The following is a 22,155-nucleotide window of genomic DNA, read 5'->3' as shown; positions in this document are numbered from 1 at the left end:
TGATTTATGTGGCGGTAATATTCAATTAGGACTCTCCGTTTCTTCTTGAACTTCTTTGAAATATAAAAAGGCTTCTTCGTCTAATTCGTATAACCGTTCTTTGTTTAGACCCATTTCAAATACACCAGTAAAAATAGGTTCCCACCAAGTTTCTGTTTGAGTCATTTTAATTTCCTCCTTTGTACTTTTTTTCAAGTTAAACAAAATATACCCTAAAAAGAATTAAAGATAAACTAGTTTACTGAAAAATGAATCAATAATCATGTGAGAATAAGTCTTATAGACTACTAGCCCTAATTAGTCCAAAATCAATTCGGCTATGATATAAGTATCTCCACATTCAAACGTAATATTCTTTCCTATTTTAGAAAAGAATAGTATGATTTTATTAAGAAAAATAATGATTTTAAAGCAGAAAAGGGGATGTTTAGATGAATTTTAATTCCGAGCAGTTGAATGAAATGATAGAAGAGCATCAAGCGTTTTTTTACACTGGAATAACGAGAACTGCAAAATTCCGCATTAATCAATTAGATATATTAAAAAATACAATAAAAAAATATGAGAAAGAAGTAATTCAAGCGCTACATGATGATTTAAGAAAAAGTGAATTTGAGTCATATGTAACAGAAATTGGGCTAGTGTATGACAATATTTCGTATATGAAAAAAAATGTAGAGAAATGGATGGAGCCGGAGCAAGTGAAAACGCCTGTTGCTTTAATGCCGTCTAAAAGTTTTATCGTCCATGATCCTTACGGGACAGTTTTAATTATTGGTCCGTATAATTATCCGTTCCAATTAGTAATGGAGCCTTTAATGGGAGCAATAATCGGTGGGAATTGTGCGATGATTAAACCATCAGAAGCGACACCTCATACAATGCAAATTATTAAAAAAATCGTGGAGGAAGCATTTGATCCTAGATATATTCGCGTAGTAGAAGGAGAAAAAGAAGAAACTTCTTTGTTAATACATGCGCCATTTGATTTTATCTTTTTCACGGGCAGTGTTCATGTAGGAAAACTTGTGATGAGAGCAGCTGCTGAAAGATTGACACCAATTGCGTTAGAATTAGGTGGAAAAAGTCCTGCAATTGTTGATCATACAGCTAATTTGGAAGTGGCGGCGAAACGAATTGTGTGGGGGAAACTAGTGAATGCTGGTCAAACCTGTATTGCTCCTGACTATGTATTAGTGGAGGAACGTATTAAAGACAAATTTGTCGAGCTTGTAAAGCAAGCAATTCATCAATTTTACGGAGAATCTATTCAAGAAAGTACGGATTTAGGTAGGATTGTAAATGATCGTCATTTCGATCGTTTAAAAGCAATAATCGACAAAGAACAAGAGCAAATTATTTTTGGTGGTAAAACGGATAGAGCTGATCTTTATATAGAGCCAACGATTTTAGACAATATAAGTTTTTCAAGTCCTGTAATGGAGGATGAAATTTTCGGACCAATATTGCCAATTATGACGTATACGGATCTTCCAGCGATCATTAGGCAAATTCGTAAGTTGCCAAAACCATTAGCGGCGTATATGTTTAGTGAGCATGAACGTGCACAAAACTATTTCTTACAAGAGCTATCATTTGGAGGAGGATGTATTAATGATACAGTTTCTCATGCAGGTAGTGCGCATCTTCCATTTGGCGGAGTAGGAAATTCTGGTGTGCAAGCTTATCACGGGGAATCAAGCTTTACTTTGTTTACACATCAAAAGTCCATTATGAAAAAGAATACGAAATTACCGGTTAATATAGTATTCCCGCCATATAAAAATAAGGTGAAGTTAGTAAGGACTTTATTGAAATAAACTTTCAGCATCCACAATTGTTACAAGATTGTGGATGCTTTTTATTATATTTTAAATAGTAACTGAAATTTTTTATTAATATCGAAGATTTTGACACAACGTATATATTAAATATGTTATGTTAGATACATAGTAATATACTTCTATTTTTTATTGGAACGAAAGAACTATAATGGTTTTGGCAAAGAACAGTGGGAAAGGAATCGAAAGAAATGATGAACACAATTTTTGATGCAAATTCGGATGAACTCTTACATACAGTGAAAACAGCTATTTTTGATTACTCACTAGCAGAAGACATATCGCTTCAAGAAAAACTCGAGAATGCTTTTTTCAAAATGAAATTAATGGATTATGCTTTCAATGAAACGATGATTTTTGCGGTTACGAATAAAGCAGGGCAAATATTATTCGTAAATGATCGCTTCGTTGAAATTTCTGGATATAGCCAATCAGAACTTGTTGGGAAAACGCATAATATCGTCAATTCAAATGTCCATCCAAAGTCTTTTTTCAAAGAAATGTGGTCAACTATTTTAAGTGAGGAACCGTGGACGGGTGAAATTTGTAATAGACGAAAAAATGGAGAATTATATTGGGTAAAAACATATATATTACCTGTATACATAAACAGTAAAGAATCTTATTTTTTATCTATCCGAACTGATATTACATCGGAGAAAGAAAAAGAAAAGTTGCTCCAACTATCGATTGTTTCCTCTTTTGAAACAGTGGTGAATCAAGTAAATAACTTAGTTTTTAAAGTAGAAAAAGATACTTTTGGAAGCTTTGTTTTTTCCATGTTTACTGGGAAAATTGCAGGGGAGTTTTTAGCTAAAAGAGGAAACTCGATTATTCAAACTCCAAAAAATGGACACGAAGTCAATAGTACAGCCCATTATAAATCAATCAATGCATTATTGCCAAAAGATATGGCTAATCGATTAACAATCCATTTGATGGAAGTGTGTAAAGGGACAGAAGTGTCTTATAACGAATGGATGGATAATAAGTGTATTCATATAACGTTATCTCCTGTCATGGAAGATGGAGAAGTTGTCGGAGCAGTTGGTTTTGGAAATGATATAACGGAGCTTGAATCGACGCGCAAAAAACTAAACGAACTTGCTTATTATGATCATTTAACAAACACACCGAATACTGCAGCTTTAGAGAGAGATGTAAGAGAGAAGATTAAATCTAAAAATCCGTTTCATTTCATCTACGTGGATTTAGATCGATTTAAAAATATTAATGATTCTTTAGGGCATGTAACCGGAGATAAGTTATTACAAAAAGTAACAAGGAGAATAAATAACTTCATTCAAACGAGTGGGGAGATTTATCGAATCGGCGGAGATGAATTCGTCGTTTTAATAGATGAAGACCAAATGGAAACTTCATCACTTCAGTTTGCGGAAGCGCTTATTCGAGAAGTGGAATTGCCATTTTACATTGATGAAATGGAAGTATATATTTCTTGTTCTATTGGTATTTCTTATTATCCGACAGATGGAACTACATATCATTCCTTACACCGTTCGGCCGACTTAGCTTTAAATGTGTCGAAGGAAAATGGAAAGAGAAATGCTGTATTATTTGCGGAAGAACATAGAGAAGGATTTGTGAATAAAGTTCAATTAGAAAGTGATATTCGAGCTGGTCTCGACAATGATGAATTTTTTCTTATGTACCAGCCAAAAGTATATTTACAAACTGGCACGATTGACGGCTATGAAGCATTAATCCGTTGGAATAAAAAATCAGATGGCATTATATCTCCGAATGATTTTATCCCATTCTCCGAAGAAACTGGACTGATTATTCCGATTGGCAAGTTTGTTTTGAAAGAAGCTTGTAGACAAGCAGTTGAGTGGTTAAAATTAGGAGTTGAATTTAACACAATTTCGATTAATATTAGTCCTGCTGAACTAGAGCAAAATGATTTTCTAACTAATTTACAGGCGGTGTTAGAAGAAACAGGATTACCACCTTATTATTTGGAAATAGAAATTACGGAAAATGTATTAATGAAAAACATAGATCGTTTAACAAATGTATTGTTAGATATAACGAAAATAGGGATTAAAATTGCAATGGATGATTTTGGTTCAGGCTTTTCGAATTTCCGATATTTGAGCGAGTTGCCGATTCATACGCTCAAAATAGACCGAATGTTCATGAAGCGAGTTTTAGAAAATCGAGATGAAGTGATTGTTTCTTCTATTATTCGAATTGGACAAGGTTTAGGGCTAGATGTAGTAGCTGAAGGTGTTGAAAATAAAGAAGTGATTGATTTCTTAAGAGTGCATAATTGTCACTCTGTGCAAGGATTTTATTATTCAAAACCAATGAGAGCAGAAGAAGTGCCGACTTATACGATTAATCAGTAAAAAAGTATATAAAAATGTTCCACAAACACAGGGTTTAAGCTACATATAGAAATGGAGTAAAGGAATGGGAGAAGTAGATTCCCTTACACGCGGACGCGTACCGTGGGCACGGCTTCAATCTCCTCGTCACTGCGTTCCTGCGGGGCTTTCAGCTCGCGCTATTCCCGCTGGTGTCGCCGCTTTTCACTACTTCCATACCGCTAATTAGGAATGTATTCATGTTTTTTCTACTTAAATACTTTCATCTAAGGAGCAGAGAAAAAAGTTAATCCGCACTTCTAGTTAAAAATAGATCGACAATTTTCGTACAAAGTAAATCTGTCATGTACTTCTCCACTTTATGTCCAAATGTGGAAGTGTCTCTTTCTATAAACCTACAAATAGCCGCCAAAATTGTATCTTTGGCGGCTTGCTTACTAGATAGAATGGGCTTGCTTCTTCTATTGCCAAAAGTATTTAACTACTTAGCGTCGAAGTTAAAGTCGAGCGGAAGGCGAACATTTGCCATACGATGAACTCTCTTTTAACAGATTCCCCGTTCATCTTATAGCCTAATGAGAAGCCTAGAGCGAGCCGTAAACTAATGTTTTGGTTTTAAAGGATGTTTCCACTTTTCTTGTATTTCCAATGCTTGTTTGAGTTTATGTCTGATAAGGTAGTTGAATTGTAATGGTCGTTCCTATGCCTTGTTCACTCTCTATGAACACATTGCCGCCATGCTGATGAATAATCTTTTGAGAAATCATCATACCTAGCCCAGTTCCTTTTTCTTTCGTCGTAAAGAAAGGATCAAAAAACTTTTCCAACGTCACCTTGTCCATTCCAATACCATTATCGATAATTTTAATCATTAATCCATTATCCGAAAGAATAGTCCCAATGATTGAAATCTCTCCATTCGTTTGAATAGCATCAACGGCATTTTTAATAATATTAATAAGCACTTGTTTCATTCGGCTATCTTCCCCAAAAATAAACATATCTTCGGATAACCCTTGTTTAGACAACTTAATATTTTTCAAATTCAACTCTGGTTGGAATAGCATGATCACATCATCTATTGTTTCCTTGAAATTATATTTCCTAGACATGGCTACATGCGGCTTTGCTAAAACTAAAAATTCCCCAATAATATAATTGATTCGTTCAATTTCGGACGCTATTAGTTTTGTATATTCATAATAAGGTTGGCTTTTATCTTGATTCATTAGTTGGATAAAACCAGAAATGGCAGTCATTGGATTGCGAATTTCATGGGCAACACCTGCCGCCAATTCACCAGCTATATTAAGCTTTTCTGATTGAATGAGCAATCTCTCCGCTTCTTTTTTGTAGCCTACATCTCTTGTAATAACAGACGAGGCAATTAGTTTGTTGGCATGGTCGTAAATAGGAGAAAGGGTAATTTGTGCATCAAAGAAACTTCCATCTTTTTTCATATCTTCTGTCTCAAAATGAAGACTATTGCCATTAAGTACTTCCTTCTGACGTTCTGCAGCAGCATTGATATTTTTAGGAGGGACGAGATCAATAGAACGACCAATAATTTCTTCACGCTTCCAGCCGTAAAGTTTTTCAAAAGCTTGATTCGCTTCGATTACTTTATTATTTAAATCAAATACTGCAATACTATCCTTCGCATTTTCAAAAAATAATTGCAAATAACTATCTCGAGAATGTAATTCTTGTCGCATCATCTCGTTCTGTTTGGAAATAGTAATCCAATGCTTTTTTTCAATTCCCAAATAGAAAATAGAAGTGGTAATTAATAACAATAAAAAAATTGAAAGATGGATAATATCATTTAGAGATGTTTGGAGATACGATAATTCATACTTGTAGTAAATTACCATACTCATCTCTACCATTGTTATTGCAGTAATAGTAATACTTGAAAGAACTGAGCGATAAAGCAGTGAAATGTAAATCGGAAAAGTTAAAGTGATAAGGAAAATAATACTATCGCCATGTATGTTTAAATATAAGCCATATATATTTAAAACAACTAACAAAAATGGTCGAATTAAAGGACTTCGATTATAACCTGAAAATAAAAATGCCAATAGCAATAAATGCATGATGCAACAATAAAAGAAGGACTCCGTAAAGCTTAAGGGAAGAAAAATAGAAAGAAGGAGATGTGTAACTGTAAAACAACTAATAATCGCTAAAAATATGACTTTGTTCTTTTTATTTAAAATTTCTAAATTCATTTTCCACCCCAAGTAATATAGACTGTATAATGATAATATCTTATTTATTCCTTTATGAAAATGTTAGAATTTGTTAAGATAAAATAGAATAAAAGGAGGAGTTAGCATGTCATTTACTTTTCAAGAACAAGAAACGATTTCATTACTTAAACAATTAGTGGAAATTCCAAGTCCATCAGGATTTACGAAAGAAATAATGGATTTTATGGAGAATATATTAAAGGATTTACAAGTTTCCTATATACGCACAAATAAAGGTGCGCTTATTGCAACAATCAAAGGGGAAAATGACGATAAGCATCGTTTATTAACTGCCCATACAGATACGCTAGGTGCTATGGTAAAAGAAGTGAAAGCAAGCGGGCGTTTGAAGTTGACGATGGTTGGCGGCTTCAACTGGAACGCAGTGGAAGGCGAATATTGTACAATTCATACAGCTTCGGGCAAAAAAATCCGTGGCACAATTCTAATGCACCAAACTTCTGTGCATGTTTACAGAAATGCGAGTGACTTGAAGAGAGACGAACAAAATATAGAAGTGCGTGTAGATGAGAAAGTAACTACTGCAGATGGTACACTTGCGTTAGGAATCGAAGTAGGCGACTTCGTGTCGTTTGATCCACGTTTTGAACAAACGGACACAGGCTTTATTAAATCACGTCATTTAGACGATAAAGCAAGTACAGCATTATTGCTTCAGCTTATCAAATCAATTCAAGAAAATGCGATTACTTTACCGCATACGACACATTTTTATATTTCGAACAATGAAGAAATTGGCTATGGTGGTAACTCGAATATTCCTGACCAAACAGTTGAATATCTCGCAGTTGATATGGGAGCTATAGGTGACGGCCAAACATCAGATGAGTATACTGTATCGATTTGTGCAAAAGATTCATCAGGACCATATCATTATGAACTAACACGTCAATTAGTAGAGCTTGCGAAAAAAGAGAGTATTGACTATAAGTTAGATGTTTATCCATATTATGGATCAGATGCATCAGCAGCTATTCGTGCAGGTTATGATGTGAAGCATGCGCTATTTGGACCAGGTATTGAGTCTTCTCATGCATACGAACGTACACATGTAGATTCACTGAAAAACACTGCACAACTTTTATATGCATATGTGAATACAAACATTTTATAAGAATCGGCTAAAACCGATTCTTTTTTACTTGTTTTTTTGGCGTTAAATCCATATGATAAATAAGTGAATAAGAAGGAGATATAACAGAATGGATTTTAAATTACAAGATGAGATATTAAAAAGAAGAACTTTTGCAATTATTTCCCACCCGGATGCTGGTAAAACAACTATTACAGAGAAGCTTCTATACTTTGGTGGAGCAATTCGTGATGCAGGAACAGTAAAAGGGAAAAAATCAGGGAAATTTGCAACATCTGACTGGATGGAAATTGAAAAACAACGTGGAATTTCAGTGACCTCTTCCGTTATGCAGTTTGATTTTAATAATTGTCGTATTAACATTTTAGATACACCTGGACATCAGGATTTCAGTGAAGATACGTATCGTACATTAATGGCTGTCGATAGCGCAGTGATGATTGTCGATGCAGCAAAAGGTATTGAAGCACAAACATTAAAATTATTTAAAGTTTGTCGTATGAGAGGTATTCCAATTTTTACGTTTATCAACAAACTTGACCGTCAAGGGAAAGAGCCTCTTGAGTTAATGGAGGAGCTAGAAGAAGTATTAGGCATTCAATCTTATGCGATGAATTGGCCAATCGGTATGGGGAAAGAGTTTTTAGGAATTTACGATCGTTTCAACAATCGAATTGAGCAATTCCGCACAGATGAAAAGGACAGATATCTTCCTTTAGATGTCGAGGGAGAATTGGCTGTTGAACATTCGATGAAACAAACGTCTTACTATACGCAAGCGATGGATGACATCATGCTGTTAAATGAAGCAGGTAATGATTTCGATAAAGAAAAAGTACTTGCAGGAGATTTGACACCAGTGTTCTTTGGTAGTGCATTAACAAACTTTGGTGTACAAACATTTTTAGAAACATATTTACAATTTGCTCCAACTCCTGAGCCAAGATTGACGGAAGATGAGCAAATTATTGATCCGTTAAATGAAGAATTTTCAGGTTTTGTTTTCAAAATTCAAGCGAATATGAACCCTGCTCACCGAGATAGAATTGCATTTGTACGTATTGTTTCTGGTAAATTTGAGCGTGGGATGAATATGACGCTTTCACGAACAGGCAAATCATTTAAAGTTACTCAGTCTACACAATTTTTAGCAGATGACCGTGAAACAGTAGATACGGCAGTTGCAGGAGATATTATTGGATTGTATGACACAGGTAATTATCAAATTGGGGATACAGTTGTTGGTGGTAAAAAAACGTTCTTATTTGAAAAACTACCACAATTTACGCCAGAACTGTTTATGCGAGTAACTGCGAAGAACGTTATGAAATCGAAACATTTCCATAAAGGGATTTTACAGTTAGTGCAAGAAGGGGCTATCCAATATTACAAAACGCTTCATACAGAAGAAGTTATTTTAGGAGCGGTTGGTCAGCTTCAATTTGAAGTGTTTGAGCACCGTATGAATAATGAGTATAATGTGGAAGTTCGTATGGAGTCTATTGGTTCGAAAGTAGCTCGATGGATTGAAAATGAAGCAGATGTGAAAGAATCGATGACTGGTCCAAGAAGCATGTTAGTAAAAGACCGTTATGATCGTTATGTATTTTTGTTTGAAAATGAGTTTGCAACTCGTTGGTTCCAAGATAAATATGAGCATATTAAGTTGTATAATTTACTGTAATATAGAAGAAAGGCTACCTTTGACGAGGTAGTCTTTTTTAGTTGAGAAAAGGAAAGTATATGGAAATGCTCCAAGAACACAGGGGACGGTACATATTTAAAAAGGAAGGGAGTGGATTTCGTTACAAGCGGATGCTTACCGCGGGCACGGCTTCAGCCGCTTCCTTCGCTGCATTCAGTCCAGTGTCTTCAGCTAGGTGCTCCTGCGGTTACTCGTCGCAGAAAACATCCGCTGTTCCCGCTGGTGTCGCGGCTTTTCACTACATCCATCTTGCTTATGGGAGTGTAATCATGTTCTTGCTACTTTCCCTCCTTCATGTAAGAGAAAAAAGCTCATCAACATTTCTAATTAAAAATAGGCCAACTATTTTCATACGAAGTAAATTTGTCATCTACTTCTCCACTTTCTGTCCAAATGTAGAAGTGCCACTTTATAAATTCCTTCAAAGGAGATAGAACCAACAAGCTTTAAAAATTTCACCGTTCATCGTATGGCTCAATGGGAATCCTGAAGCGAGCCAGAAACTGGGAAACAAAGATGTTTTTCTAAGTTGGAAAAATGAGAGGTTTAGTTGGAAAAATAATTAGCGCAGGATGCTAGTAACCTAATTCATATTTGAACTATGGTGAATAAGCGCATATGATAGAAATAGCGAAAAAAAGGTGGTCAAAAAAATGAAAATAAGCGATTTCTCTATAAAAAGGCCAATATTCACAACTGTTATTATGTTTTTAGTCATTATACTAGGCGGAGTTTCATTTTTTAAAGTACCAGTCACACTCATACCGAATTTAAGCCCGCCGATTGCTGTTGTCGTAACTAGCTATCCTGGTGCAAGCCCGGTAGAAGTAAATGAAAAACTTACAAAACCACTAGAATCAACATTAGGCACTTTACCAGGCATAAAAAAAGTTAGTAGTAGCTCATCAGAAGGTGCAAACTTTCTTTTATTAGAATTTGATTGGGCAACAAATATGGATGATATTCAATTAGATATTATGCAACGAATTGACACGATTTCTGTACCTGATGGAGCAACTAAGCCAAGGTTTTTAAAGTTTGACCCATCCCAATTTCCAGTTATTCAGCTATCTTTGCGTGCAGATAATTCCGCTACAGATATTCGATTAATAGCGGAAAGATTAGAAAAGGAACTGATTAGTACAGAAGGAGTCGCTAGCGTAAATGTTTCTGGCTCCTTGGTAGAAGAAGTTCAAATATTATTGGATCAACAAGTTTTAGAAGAAAAAGGATTAACTCAAAACGATATTGTTCAATTAATTCAAGCAAATAATATTTCTTTTCAAGGGAATCCAGTCGAAACAGAAAATGCAAAATCATTAACTACTCGAATAGTTAGTACGCTTACGACTGTAGACGATATAAAAAATTTAGTAGTGACGGTTAATCCTCTCGATGGAACAAAAATAACGATTGGAGATGTTGCGACTGTTTCATTGACAGAGCAAGAAACATCTTCTGAGACGAGAGCAAACGATACGCCAGCCGTTTTACTTTCTGTATTGCAGGAATCGAGTGCAAATACAGCAAGTGTTTCAACAGCGTTTAAAAAAGCGTTAGAAAAGCAGCTTGAAAAAGAAGAATTTAAAGGTGTTACTGCGGATATAATGTTTGACCAAGGGGATTATGTGAAGCTTGCTATTGCAAACATTGGACAAACACTTATAGGTGGAGGCATTTTAGCAATGCTCGTTCTGTTTGTTTTTCTAAAAGGTGTAAGGAGTCCAATTATTGTAGGGGTTGCAATTCCTTATTCTGTCATTGTTACATTTGTGTTAATGTACTTTGCAGGATTCTCCTTAAACATTATGACGTTAGGCGCACTGGCGTTAGGTATTGGAATGCTCGTTGATAATTCAATTGTCGTTATTGAAAATATTGAAAGGCATTTAGGGTTAGGTAAGGAGCCAAAAGAAGCTGCATTTGTCGGAACAAAAGAGGTAGCAGGAGCAATTACTGCGTCAACTTTAACAACAGTTGCTGTTTTTGTTCCAGTAATATTTCTTTCTGGCCTGATTGGACAAATTTTCACGGAGTTTGCTTTAACTATTTCCTTTAGTTTATTTGCTTCATTGATTGTTGCTATTACAGTTATTCCGATGATGGCTAGTAAAATGTTGAAAAAGCCAAAAGGGAATATAGAGGCGAAAAGACGTCGTTCAAAATCGTATAATAATTTCGAGCGATCGGTGAAATGGGCGTTGTCTCATCGTGCAATTATTTTATGTATTACGGTGTTATTGTTGGGAGTATCGGCATTTGGCTTAACAAGAGTTGGGGTAGAATTTTTACCTGCTACAGATGAAGGTTCGGTGACAATCGCAGTGAAGCTTGAAAATGGCTCTGCTTTTTCTGCTACGGATGCGGTCGTAAAGCGAATGGAACATATATTAAAAGAAGAAAAAGATGTGGATGTATATGTGAGTTTTGTTGGAGGTAGTCAGGAAGCACAATCCCGAGGAACTGCGAAGTCCAATGTTGCAGAAATTTACGTAAAACTAAATCCGCTAAATGAGCGTGATCGTTCTGTATTCACATTTGTAGACGAAGTTCAACCTAAAATCGTCGAAGCAGCGGGTGACAACGTGGATGTTAACTTTAGCCTGCAATCGGCGGCTGGGTCAGCTCCAAATACTGTTTCGTTTACTATGTATTCAATAGACAATGAATTATTGGATCATGCAGTCAACTCTGTTAATGAAGAAATAAATAAAATAACAGGAATTACGAATTTATCGAATGATTTAACAGAAACAATTGATGAAGTGCAAATGACGGTAAATAGAGAAGCCGCGACTGAATTAGGCTTAGCACCTGTTCAAATAGCACAAACTATAAACAATGTAACAAGAGGAGTTTTTGCAACACAAATTATTTCTGAACAAGAAGATGTTTACGGTGTATATGTAAAATATGATGAAGTATATCGAGATAGTGTAGAACAATTGAAAAAACTAAAGATAAGAACACCTTCTGGTCAGTATATTGAGCTGCAAGAAGTTGCGGATATAGAAGTTGCTAAAGGACCTGTAGCTATTAGACGAGTCGATCAAGCAAATGCAGTTTCGTATACGATCAAATATGATTCGACTCTTTCGCTTGGAGAAATGTCTTCATTCATTGATAAAGCAATTGAAAGAGCTGATTTGCCCGAGAATGTTTTTATAACATTTGGGGGAGATCGTGAATTGCTTGATAATGCGAAAAATGATTTGATCATGGCAATTATATTAGCGATTATTTTAGTGTATATTGTCATGGCAGCGCAATTTGAATCGTTTAAATATCCATTTGTTATTATGTTTACCGTTCCACTAGTCGTGATAGGAATATTCATCGGTTTGTTTGCTACCAGTACACCAATTAGTGTTTCGGCGATTATTGGGATTCTTATATTAGTTGGGATTGTTGTAAATAACGGAATTGTTTTAGTCGATTATATCAATCAGCGAAAGCAGCAAGGTATGGAATCTCTTGAAGCGATTACGACCTCTGTACGAGATCGTGTAAGGCCGATATTGATGACTTCCTTAACAACGATACTTGGTTTAGTACCACTAGCTTTAGGGATAGGAGAAGGTACTGAGATCAATCAACCAATGGCTATAACAGTTATTGGTGGTTTATTAAGTTCTACTCTATTTACGCTATACATTGTTCCTATTATTTATAGTTTTTTCGATAATAAAACAATGATGACGAAAAAATCTGAAAATATTTAATGGAAGGGTCTTCAATTGGAGACCCTTTTTTTGTATAATTTAGCTCAGCTGGTTATTGGAAAGGGAATGATGTATATGACTTCGGCATTAATAACGGGATTTCCAGGATTTTTAGCGAAAAATATAGTAAAAGAGCTTCGTCTTCAACAAGTATTTTCGACAATTTACGTTCTTGTTCTGCCATATCAAGTAGATAAGGCAAAAGAAATGATAGAAGAAATTTATACAGACGGAAAAGTAGAGCAACAGATCTTAATCATAGAAGGGGATATTACAATCCCAAATGCTAATATTAACAATGAAATATTACAACAATTAGTAAAAGAGGTCGAATATATTTGGCATTTAGCAGCTATTTACGATTTAGCTGTACCAAAGGATATTGCCTGGAGAGTTAATGTGCAGGGAACAAAATTGTTTAATGAGCTTGTTATGCAGTTTATTCATCTGAAAAGATACGTTTATTTTAGTACGGCGTATGTCGCTGGTAAAAGAGAAGGTAAACTATTAGAAACGGAACTAATAAAACCTATGGGATTTAAAAATCATTATGAAGAAACAAAATATGAGGCAGAGCTACTTGTGGAACAATTAAAAGACAAGTTACCTGTTACGATTATTCGTCCAGGCATTGTGCGCGGAAATTCCATAACAGGAGAAACGATTAAATTCGATGGTCCGTATTTCTTTGTAAATATGATTACCCATCTTCGAAAGCTTCCTATTTTCCCTTATTTAGGGAAGAGCAATGCTTATATTAATGTAGTACCGAGTGACTATATTACGAAAGGATCAATCTATTGTAGTTTTAGTGAAGAGGCGATTTCGAAAACCCTTCATTTAACTGATCCAAAGCCATATCCAGTAGAAGAGGTATACCGTGCATTTGTAAAAGAGATTACAGGAAAATATCCGAAAGGGAGAATTCCATTAATCATTGCAAAAGCATCCGTTTCTCTTTACCCAATTCGTAAAATCTTACAAGTCGAGAAAGAAACGCTAGATTACTTAACTTGGCAATCAACTTTTGATACAACAATAGCAGAAAGTATTTTACAAAAAGGAAATATTAAATGTGCGGATTTTATCTCATCAATCCCATCTATGATTGACTTTTACAATAAACATAAAGAAGATCCCTCATTTCATATTCCCATAAAGTAAAAATAATTTACAAAAAATAAATCGTGTGGTATATTAATTTATATTACATAACTAAATAGACTTTTGACTTCTGTCAAAGGGGAGTAGCTATAGGGAAACCTATTTCATAGTCGTCATTACGTGGTTTTTACCACCGGTTATGATAGCAATTATACTAATTGCTTAGCAAGACCTTTGCCTTATCCAAGGCAAGGGTCTTTTTATATGTAAAAAAGGAGGAAGAAAATGGAAGCGATATTATTAGAATATGCATGGGTACTACTTGTATTAATTGGGTTAGAGGGGCTACTTGCAGCCGATAATGCGGTTGTTATGGCAGTAATGGTGAAGCATTTACCGAAGGTGCAGCAAAAGAAAGCACTGTTCTACGGTTTACTAGGTGCGTTTGTATTTAGATTTTTAGCATTATTTATGATTACGTTTTTGGTAAATGTTTGGCAGGTACAAGCAATTGGAGCTGCATATTTACTATTCATTTCGATTAAACATATTTATGATCAACGCAAGAAAGAAGAAGAAGAAGAGCAAGAGGTAGAAACAGCTAATTCTAAAGGTTCTGGTTTTTGGTTCACGGTATTAAAGGTAGAGCTTGCAGATATAGCGTTTGCGATTGATTCTATGCTTGCAGCTGTAGCGATTGCTTTAACATTGCCTCATTTAGGTGATTTTGAAATTGGTGGTATTAACGGTGGTCAGTTCTCTGTTATGTTACTTGGCGGTATCATTGGATTAATCATCATGCGTTTTGCTGCACATAAATTTGTGAAATTACTAGAAAAAATGCCTTCATTAGAAACAGCGGCATTTTTAATCGTTGGTTGGGTAGGGGTAAAACTTGCAGTGTTAACTTTAGCTCATCCAAAACTAGGAGTATTAAGCGAGGATTTCCCTCATTCGACAACTTGGACTATCATTTTCTGGACTGTACTACTTAGTATTGCAGTTGGAGGTTATATTCTTGGTGTAGTAAAAAACAAAAAAGAACAAAATATATAAAAAATGAAAAGGATAAAAAGATAGTGTATTACGACTATCTTTTTATCCTTTTTTTTCTTACAATGAGGAAACAGGATTGTTTGAAAGGAATTTAAATGTATGAAGCAATTGCAGTTTAAATCAAAAATTAAATTTACACCAGCACAAATGATTGTCATTTATTATTTTTTGGCAATCGCTGTTTCCGTTTTATTGCTAAGGTTACCAGGAGTTCATAGGCCAGGAGTAAGAGTAGATTTTATCGATAGTTTGTTTACAGCAGTGAGTGCCGTAAGTGTAACGGGATTAACGGCTATTGATATATCAGAAACATATAGTGTATTTGGTTATGTGATGATCATTCTTATTTTACAACTTGGTGGAATTGGAATTATGTCACTAGGTACATTTGTATGGCTTATTTCAGGGAAGAAAATTGGTTTAAGAGAAAGACAACTAATTATGGTTGACCATAATCAGTCTAGTTTGTCAGGGGTAGTTCACTTAATCCGAGAAATTGTGAAAATCCTTTTATTAATTCAAGCATTAGGTGCATTGTTATTAACATTATATTTTACACAGTATTATGATTCATTTGAAGAGGCAATGATGCACGGAATCTTTACTTCCGTATCGGCTACGACAAATGCAGGGTTTGATATTACAGGAGAATCATTAGCCGCTTACCATAATGATTATTTCATCCAAATTATTACGAGCTTCCTTATCGTATTTGGGGCAATTGGATTTCCTGTATTAATAGAAGTAAAAGAATTTTTGTCCAATAAAAATAAAAACTTTCGCTTTTCTTTATTTACAAAATTAACAACATTGACGTATGGTATCCTTTTACTATTTGGTACTTTCATGATTTTCTTATTAGAAATGTTTAACTCTTTTAAAGGAATGCCTTGGCATGAGAAGTTTTTTACTGCCTTTTTCCATTCTGTTTCAACACGTTCAGCGGGCTTAACAACGTTTGACGTAACATTATTTAATGAGGGAACCCATTCTTTGATGAGTGTGCTAATGTTCATAGGAGCGTCTCCTAGCTCGGTTGGTGGGGGAATTAGAACAACAACTTTTGCAATTGCTATTTTATTTTTGATTAATTTTTCTAGAGGGAAAGAAAATATTCAAATTTTTAATCGAGAAATTCATTTAATTGATGTTTTTCGAGCATTTGCGGTTATAACGGTAGCGTTAATCATGGTTTTTACGGCGACTATATTGTTGACTGTAACAGAACCAGATGTTCCGATTACTTCCTTAATTTTTGAAATTACATCGGCTTTCGGTACTTGTGGAATGACGCTAGGTATAACAGGTGATTTGTCTAGTGTAGGTAAAGTAATCATTATGATTCTTATGTTTATCGGCCGTGTTGGGTTAATTTCCTTCTTGTTTACATTAGGAGGAAAGAGTAATAAAACAAAATATCGTTATCCGAAAGAGCGTGTTATTATTGGATAAAAAAAGAGATCTAATCCATTCCAAGATTAGGTTGCTTTTTTTCAAAGAGTAAGTGTATAAAAATGTTCCATGAAGGGACCGGTGAAGTGGAATTCGTTATAAGTGGGCGCTTTCGGTGGGGCGGTCGGTGAGCCTTCTCGTTTCACTGCGGGGTCTCACCTGTCCGCTAATCCCACCCGAGTCGCCGCTTTTCACTACATCCATCCTGTTTATGGGTGGAATTCATGCTCTTTCTATTTAAGCCCTTTCATGTAAGAGAAAAAGTTCATTAGCACTTCTAATTAGAAATAGACCGGCTATTTCCATACGAAGTAAATTTGTCATCTACTTCTTCACTTTATATTCAAATGTAGAAGTGTCGCTTTGTAAAAACCTGCTCCTGCGGTTACTCGTCGCAAAAGAGATTACAAAGAGTCGCCAAAATTGTATCTATGGAGGCCAACTTACTAAATAGAAAGAAACTTGCTTCTTCTATTGCCAAAAGCATTTAACTACCTGGTACAGAAGTTTCTAGCGAGCGGTAGGCGAACATTTGCCATACGATGACCGAAGAAAAAGCTTGTTGGAAGCGGCGCAGCCACTTCCAACAAGCTTTTAAAATTTTCCGATCATAGTATAGCCCGATGGGAAGCCTGAAGCGGGCTAGAAACTACATCGCTAAGATGTTTTTTCTTATTATTAGGATAAAACCAGATCTGTTATTTCTGCTTCGATAAAAGAAAAGTGAGGACTGTTACCTTGACCAAATGTAGCCAATAAATAGCCTTTTCTTTCTTTCACAATACCTTGTTTATAAGAATCTACACAAATCGAAATCGGCGTAATAAATGTCTGTTTGTATAAATCACGCTCATTTAGCCCAAGTGCAGTAAACTCTTCTCCAGCAATAGACGGATTTTGCAACAGGTGCTTATAAAGGAAAGATTGCTCCTCTTTCGTCATATCGGACTCCCACCAAGGCTTACGTGGTTGGAATTTTTGTTTAGATAAATAATCGAGCTTCATAACACTTTGTACGACTGGCAATGAAATATTTTCTACTGTTTCAAAAAATGCATTTAATCTTGTATATAAATCTTCGAGCTGATGCCCGATTCTTGACCAATTTCTATTTTCCCAAAATGTTCCGAACTGTTGGAAAAAGTCGAATGGTGTTTCAAAAACAGAGGCGAATAAATATTCTAGTGTATTATCCATACGATGTGCATTCCAATACTTCTCTAGAACGTCTTCTACTTGTTTAATACGTAGAATATCGTCGAATGTTAGAACATTATTAGAGAAGATCTCATAAGGTGCTTGATCGACATAAACATAGCCATATTTCTCTGCTTCGACACGCAAACCAGTTCCACGAAGTAATTTTAAAAATCCAAGTTGTAATTCTTCAGGGCGCATTTCAAATACTTCATTGAACGTTCTTCTAAAGGAATGATAATCTTCCTCTGGCAATCCAGCGATTAAATCTAAGTGCTGGTCTATTTTTCCACCACTTTTAACCATTGTTACTGTGCGTTTTAGTTTTTCAAAGTTTTGTCTTCGTTTAACAAGTTCATTCGTTAAATCATTTGTCGATTGAACACCGATTTCAAAACGGAACAGTCCAGCTGGAGCATTGTCATTTAAAAATTGAATAACCTCAGGTCGCATAATATCAGCCGTTATTTCAAATTGAAAAACAACTCCTGGTTGATGTTCATCGATTAAAAACTGGAACATTTCCATTGCATAACTTCTACTTATATTAAAAGTTCTATCTACAAATTTAATAATCTTTGCACCATTAGCCATTAAAAAGCGAATATCTTCCTTTACTTTATCTCGGTTAAAATATCGGACTCCAACTTCGATAGAAGATAAGCAAAACTGGCAAGAGAAAGGGCAGCCTCTACTTGTTTCGATATAGACGATTCGCTTCGATAGATTTGGTAAATCTTCAGGAAAGCGATAAGGGGACGGTGATTCTCTTAAATCTAATTTTGGTGGTAGTGGGTGAAGTATAAACTTGTCTTCTGTTACATATGCTACACCAGGAACTTCTTTTAACGTTTTTGTAGCATTTAAAAATAATAATAAATCTTTAAAAGATTGTTCCCCTTCACCTACGATGATATAGTCTATTTCAACTATTTTTTTTAACCATATATTCGTATCGTATGAGACTTCAGGTCCGCCTAAGACAATGATGATAGAAGGGTCAATTGTTTTTAACATTTTAACGACTTTAATCGTTTCTTCTATATTCCAAATGTAACAGCTAAAACCAACTACTTGAGGTTTTTTCTGATATAGGTCAGAAACGATATTGAATGTAGGATCTTTAATCGTATATTCCGCTATTATTGGTGAAAACTCGGGTTCTGCATATGCTTTTAAACAGCGAAGTGCTAAATTGGTATGGATAAACTTTGCGTTCAGTGTTGCTAAAATAATATTCATTTTTTATAGCTCCTTTTTCTAGTATATATTGTATCAAGTATGTTCATTGTCGACAATATAGGTAAATATGATTATTTCCTTATTGAAAATGTTATGAAATAATCAGAATTAATAGAAATATTAAATAAAAGGTTGATTTATTGTTATTTTTTATATTCAAAGGTGATGAGAGGTTTGGTGACGTTTGTGCTAGTGGAATATGAGTATAAGCAAAAATTTGAACATGTCTTTCAACTTTTTTCAAGTGGACTTATCTTCTTAAATGGTAAAGGTGAAATCTTAGAAGTAAATTCCCAAATAGAAGAAATATTTCAAATCAACAGAACCGAATTAATTGGTATGAATGTATTAAGTATTATTGAGTTATTTAAAGGGACTTCATTCACAAGTAAGAAAGAATTTTTAAAAGAATTGATTCACCATGGCGAAGCAGAATTTAAATGCGAAATGCAAACATTCCTTGGAGAACCAAGATATATCTATATCCGTGTTTCCAAACAAAAAGATGCGAATGTGTATTTAACAGTTGTCGAAGATGAATCGGAAAAAGTGCATTTAAAACAACGATTAGACCATACGGAGTCATTAAGCACACTTGGTCAACTTGCAGCGAGTATTGCACATGAAATCCGAAACCCAATGACTTCATTAAAAGGTTTCACTCAACTATTATACAAGACCGCAACAGAAGATAGTAGAAGATACTTATCTGTCATTGATGATGAAATAAAACGGATGGAAGAAATACTAACGGAGTTTTTGGAAGTTTCCAAACCGACAGAATATAAATATACGTATTTCGATGTGCAAGATTTAGTTACAGAAGTAGCTAATTTTATGGCACCACAAGCATTAATGCAACGAATTGAACTTATTATTCAAATTAATATCACAAGTGCATGTAAAATAGTTGCTGATCGAAGTTTGTTGAAGCAAGTGTTTATGAATTCTATAAAAAATGCAATAGAAGTTATGCCTAATGGCGGAACCATTAACATACTTATAAACGACTTAGTAGCTAATTACGTTACTATTTCAATTGAAGATCAAGGTTGTGGAATCGATCAGGACAATTTAAAGAAAATATTCAATCCTTTTTTTACGACGAAATCTGCTGGGACAGGACTTGGTTTGTCACATGCAAAGGATGTAATTGAAAAGCATAATGGCACAATTGAAGTGGAGAGTGCAATTGGACAAGGTACTACCTTTAAATATATTATTCCTACAGAGATTGGATATTAACCTATTTTGACAATATAATGATATCCCATATATAATGGTAGGTAATGTATTCAATAGGTGAGGATGACGAGGAATGACAAATGAACAATCGAGCAATGCATTGAAACTATTTATTGTATTGTCGCGTGCTCATAAAGTAATTCATGAATGTACGTTTCAATTTTTTCAAGAAAATGGTTTGAATCCAACAGAGTTTGCTGTGCTAGAACTTTTATATCACAAAGGTAAACAGCCTCTTCAAAAAATCGGCAATAAAATTCTGTTGGCAAGCGGGTCTATTACATATGTAGTAGATAAGTTAGAAGGCAGAGGATATATTAGTAGGGTTTCGAGTGATTCGGATCGACGTGTTACTTATGCGGAGATTACAAAAGAAGGAACTGCATTTATGGATGTAATGTTTCCTAAGCATGAGGAACAATTAGTTGAGTTGATGGGTGCACTTTCAGAAGAAGAGAAGCTACAAGCAATAGAGCTTGTGAAAAAGCTAGGCTTGTCGATAAAAGATCTTTCTTATTAATGAAATAATTATCTACGATTTCCCTGTGAAAAGTCGCAGGGATTTTTTGTTGAATAAAAGAATAGAAATATAATAGAGCACGTCGTAGTAGAGAGCTTCCGCTAGGATTTAAGCTGCAGGGAGGATGCTTTCCATGGGGCGGGCGGTGAGCCTCCTCGGTCGCTCGTGCTCCTGCGGTTACTCGTCGCAAAACTAAGTTTAGCGCCACCGCGGGGTCTCACTTATCCCGCTTAATCACACAGGAGTCGCCTCCCTTTCGCTTTAATCCATTAGGGCAAGTTATTTAGTTAGAATGAAAGCCTTATTTTTGCAAGAAGAATGTCGAGCAAAATAGACCTTTTTAACGAACAGCTATTATATCTTTCCTGCGTTAGGTAATAAGTATTACGCAATTTATATAGGTTAGTAATCACGGCAGCCCATTTATAAAATATGTGATATTTCATCTTGCAAGTTGCACTTGTTATATACTTTTAGTTTCTCATTTCCCGTTCATTTTCAATTTTAAATAAGGAGCATTCTTTTTTGCGACGAGTAATCGCAGGAGCATTCTTTTTTGCGACGAGTAATCGCAGGAGCATTCTCCATTAGATTGGAGTGAAAGGGGTGGCGACTCCAGCGGGAAAAGCGTCCACCCCTGTAGAGAAAATCTCAGTGGAAATAAACGGTTTGCTGATAAACAATAAAAAAACGTGCTGTAAGTAGAAATCTACTTACAGCACGTTTTTTATTACTTAGAACTAATCGTTTCTGCCATTTGTATAAACGTTTTTGTTAATGGTTCTTTTGTTAGGTCGAAAATCGTCAACTTCACGATTAAGTCTCCTTTTTCATAAGCGTATCCTGAAACATTCCCATCATTAGTTTTGATTTGGAAACCTTTTACGTCTACAATGCCTTCCCCACTCGGAAGTAAAACTTCATCTGTAATCTCAACAGCTTCTTCTTGCTCATTAGAAGCTTCAATTCCAGCCAATACATCACTTGTAATATCACTTATATTTACTTCACTTATATCAAAAGTTTCAATACGCATCGATTGTTGATTATTTGCTGTATACATAAGCATATCTTTGTTTGGTTCTTCGCCAGTTAATTCAAAGCCATCTACGACAGTAATAGAATAATTTTGACTATCACTTTCAACTAATGTGCCTTCAAGCGTTTCAGAAGTATTACCAGAAGTTGTTTCACTTACTTCTGTATCAGGTGGCTGCTCGGAAGAAGTATTTTCTGATCCTGTTGTTGTATTACATGCTGCTAGTATTCCTGTCAGTAACAAAATGGATAACCAAGAAGTTATTTTTTTCATTGCAGTTCAGCTCCTTTGTAAAATAGACGAGATGTACAG

At 35.1% G+C, this 22,155-nt stretch carries 14 protein-coding genes and 1 riboswitch; of the genes, 10 read left to right on the top strand and 4 right to left on the bottom strand.

All coding sequences use genetic code 11. The annotated features are described in order from the left end of the window. Nucleotides 1–21 precede the first annotated feature (21 nt). A complete protein-coding gene (locus RUH95_RS03775; protein WP_313891478.1) occupies nt 22–165 on the bottom strand; it encodes a hypothetical protein in 144 nt (47 codons plus the stop codon). A 266-nt stretch (nt 166–431) separates the two neighbouring features. Here RUH95_RS03775 and RUH95_RS03770 point away from each other — a divergent pair, with 266 nt between their 5' ends. Then, complete coding sequence (locus tag RUH95_RS03770) at nt 432–1,820, top strand: aldehyde dehydrogenase (protein WP_313891477.1); 1,389 nt, start codon at nt 432–434, stop codon at nt 1,818–1,820. A 212-nt stretch (nt 1,821–2,032) separates the two neighbouring features. Beyond that, complete coding sequence (locus RUH95_RS03765; RefSeq protein ID WP_313891476.1) at nt 2,033–4,213, top strand: sensor domain-containing protein; 2,181 nt, start codon at nt 2,033–2,035, stop codon at nt 4,211–4,213. Nucleotides 4,214–4,854: 641 nt separating this feature from the next. Here RUH95_RS03765 and RUH95_RS03760 read toward each other — a convergent pair. Then, entirely contained in the window at nt 4,855–6,426 is a 1,572-nt protein-coding gene (locus RUH95_RS03760; RefSeq protein ID WP_313891475.1) for an ATP-binding protein, read from the bottom strand. A 106-nt stretch (nt 6,427–6,532) separates the two neighbouring features. Between RUH95_RS03760 and RUH95_RS03755 the strand changes: the two genes are divergently transcribed. The 6 genes from RUH95_RS03755 to RUH95_RS03730 all read left to right on the top strand — a co-directional run bounded on the left by RUH95_RS03755 (nt 6,533) and on the right by RUH95_RS03730 (nt 16,600). After that, the gene (locus tag RUH95_RS03755) at nt 6,533–7,582 is read left to right on the top strand and encodes a M42 family metallopeptidase (protein WP_313891474.1); all 1,050 of its coding nucleotides are present in this window, start codon (nt 6,533–6,535) and stop codon (nt 7,580–7,582) included. An 88-nt stretch (nt 7,583–7,670) separates the two neighbouring features. Next, entirely contained in the window at nt 7,671–9,245 is a 1,575-nt protein-coding gene (locus RUH95_RS03750; protein ID WP_313891473.1) for a peptide chain release factor 3, read from the top strand. A gap of 674 nt (nt 9,246–9,919) precedes the next feature. Next, nucleotides 9,920–12,988, top strand: coding sequence for an efflux RND transporter permease subunit (locus RUH95_RS03745; protein ID WP_313891472.1), 3,069 nt, complete (start codon nt 9,920–9,922; stop codon nt 12,986–12,988). Between the two features lie 75 nt (nt 12,989–13,063). Next, on the top strand, nt 13,064–14,152 hold the full coding sequence (locus RUH95_RS03740) for an SDR family oxidoreductase (protein ID WP_313891522.1): 1,089 nt from the start codon (nt 13,064–13,066) through the stop codon (nt 14,150–14,152). Between the two features lie 66 nt (nt 14,153–14,218). Continuing rightward, a riboswitch (yybP-ykoY riboswitch) is annotated at nt 14,219–14,316 on the top strand. 61 nt (nt 14,317–14,377) lie between these two features. Beyond that, nucleotides 14,378–15,148 carry a TerC family protein gene (locus RUH95_RS03735; protein ID WP_313891471.1) on the top strand — a complete coding sequence of 257 codons (771 nt, stop codon included), beginning with the start codon at nt 14,378–14,380 and terminating at the stop codon, nt 15,146–15,148. 99 nt (nt 15,149–15,247) lie between these two features. Continuing rightward, nucleotides 15,248–16,600, top strand: a complete 1,353-nt coding sequence (locus RUH95_RS03730; RefSeq protein ID WP_313891470.1) for a TrkH family potassium uptake protein — start codon at nt 15,248–15,250, stop codon at nt 16,598–16,600. 678 nt (nt 16,601–17,278) lie between these two features. Here RUH95_RS03730 and RUH95_RS03725 read toward each other — a convergent pair. Continuing rightward, on the bottom strand, nt 17,279–19,039 hold the full coding sequence (locus tag RUH95_RS03725; protein WP_313891469.1) for a B12-binding domain-containing radical SAM protein: 1,761 nt from the start codon (nt 19,037–19,039) through the stop codon (nt 17,279–17,281). A 177-nt stretch (nt 19,040–19,216) separates the two neighbouring features. On the opposite strand from RUH95_RS03725, the gene RUH95_RS03720 reads away from it, so the two are divergent. Beyond that, the gene (locus RUH95_RS03720; RefSeq protein ID WP_313891521.1) at nt 19,217–20,284 is read left to right on the top strand and encodes an ATP-binding protein; all 1,068 of its coding nucleotides are present in this window, start codon (nt 19,217–19,219) and stop codon (nt 20,282–20,284) included. Between the two features lie 73 nt (nt 20,285–20,357). After that, entirely contained in the window at nt 20,358–20,804 is a 447-nt protein-coding gene (locus tag RUH95_RS03715; RefSeq protein ID WP_313891468.1) for a MarR family winged helix-turn-helix transcriptional regulator, read from the top strand. A 730-nt stretch (nt 20,805–21,534) separates the two neighbouring features. Here the strand turns inward: RUH95_RS03715 and RUH95_RS03710 are convergent. After that, on the bottom strand, nt 21,535–22,116 hold the full coding sequence (locus RUH95_RS03710) for a hypothetical protein (RefSeq protein WP_313891467.1): 582 nt from the start codon (nt 22,114–22,116) through the stop codon (nt 21,535–21,537). Nucleotides 22,117–22,155: the final 39 nt, after the last annotated feature.

This window comes from Psychrobacillus sp. (assembly GCF_032154225.1).
Classification (GTDB): domain Bacteria; phylum Bacillota; class Bacilli; order Bacillales_A; family Planococcaceae; genus Psychrobacillus.
Note: the sequence above shows the minus strand (reverse complement) of the source record. Positions and strands in the feature narration are given on the sequence as shown.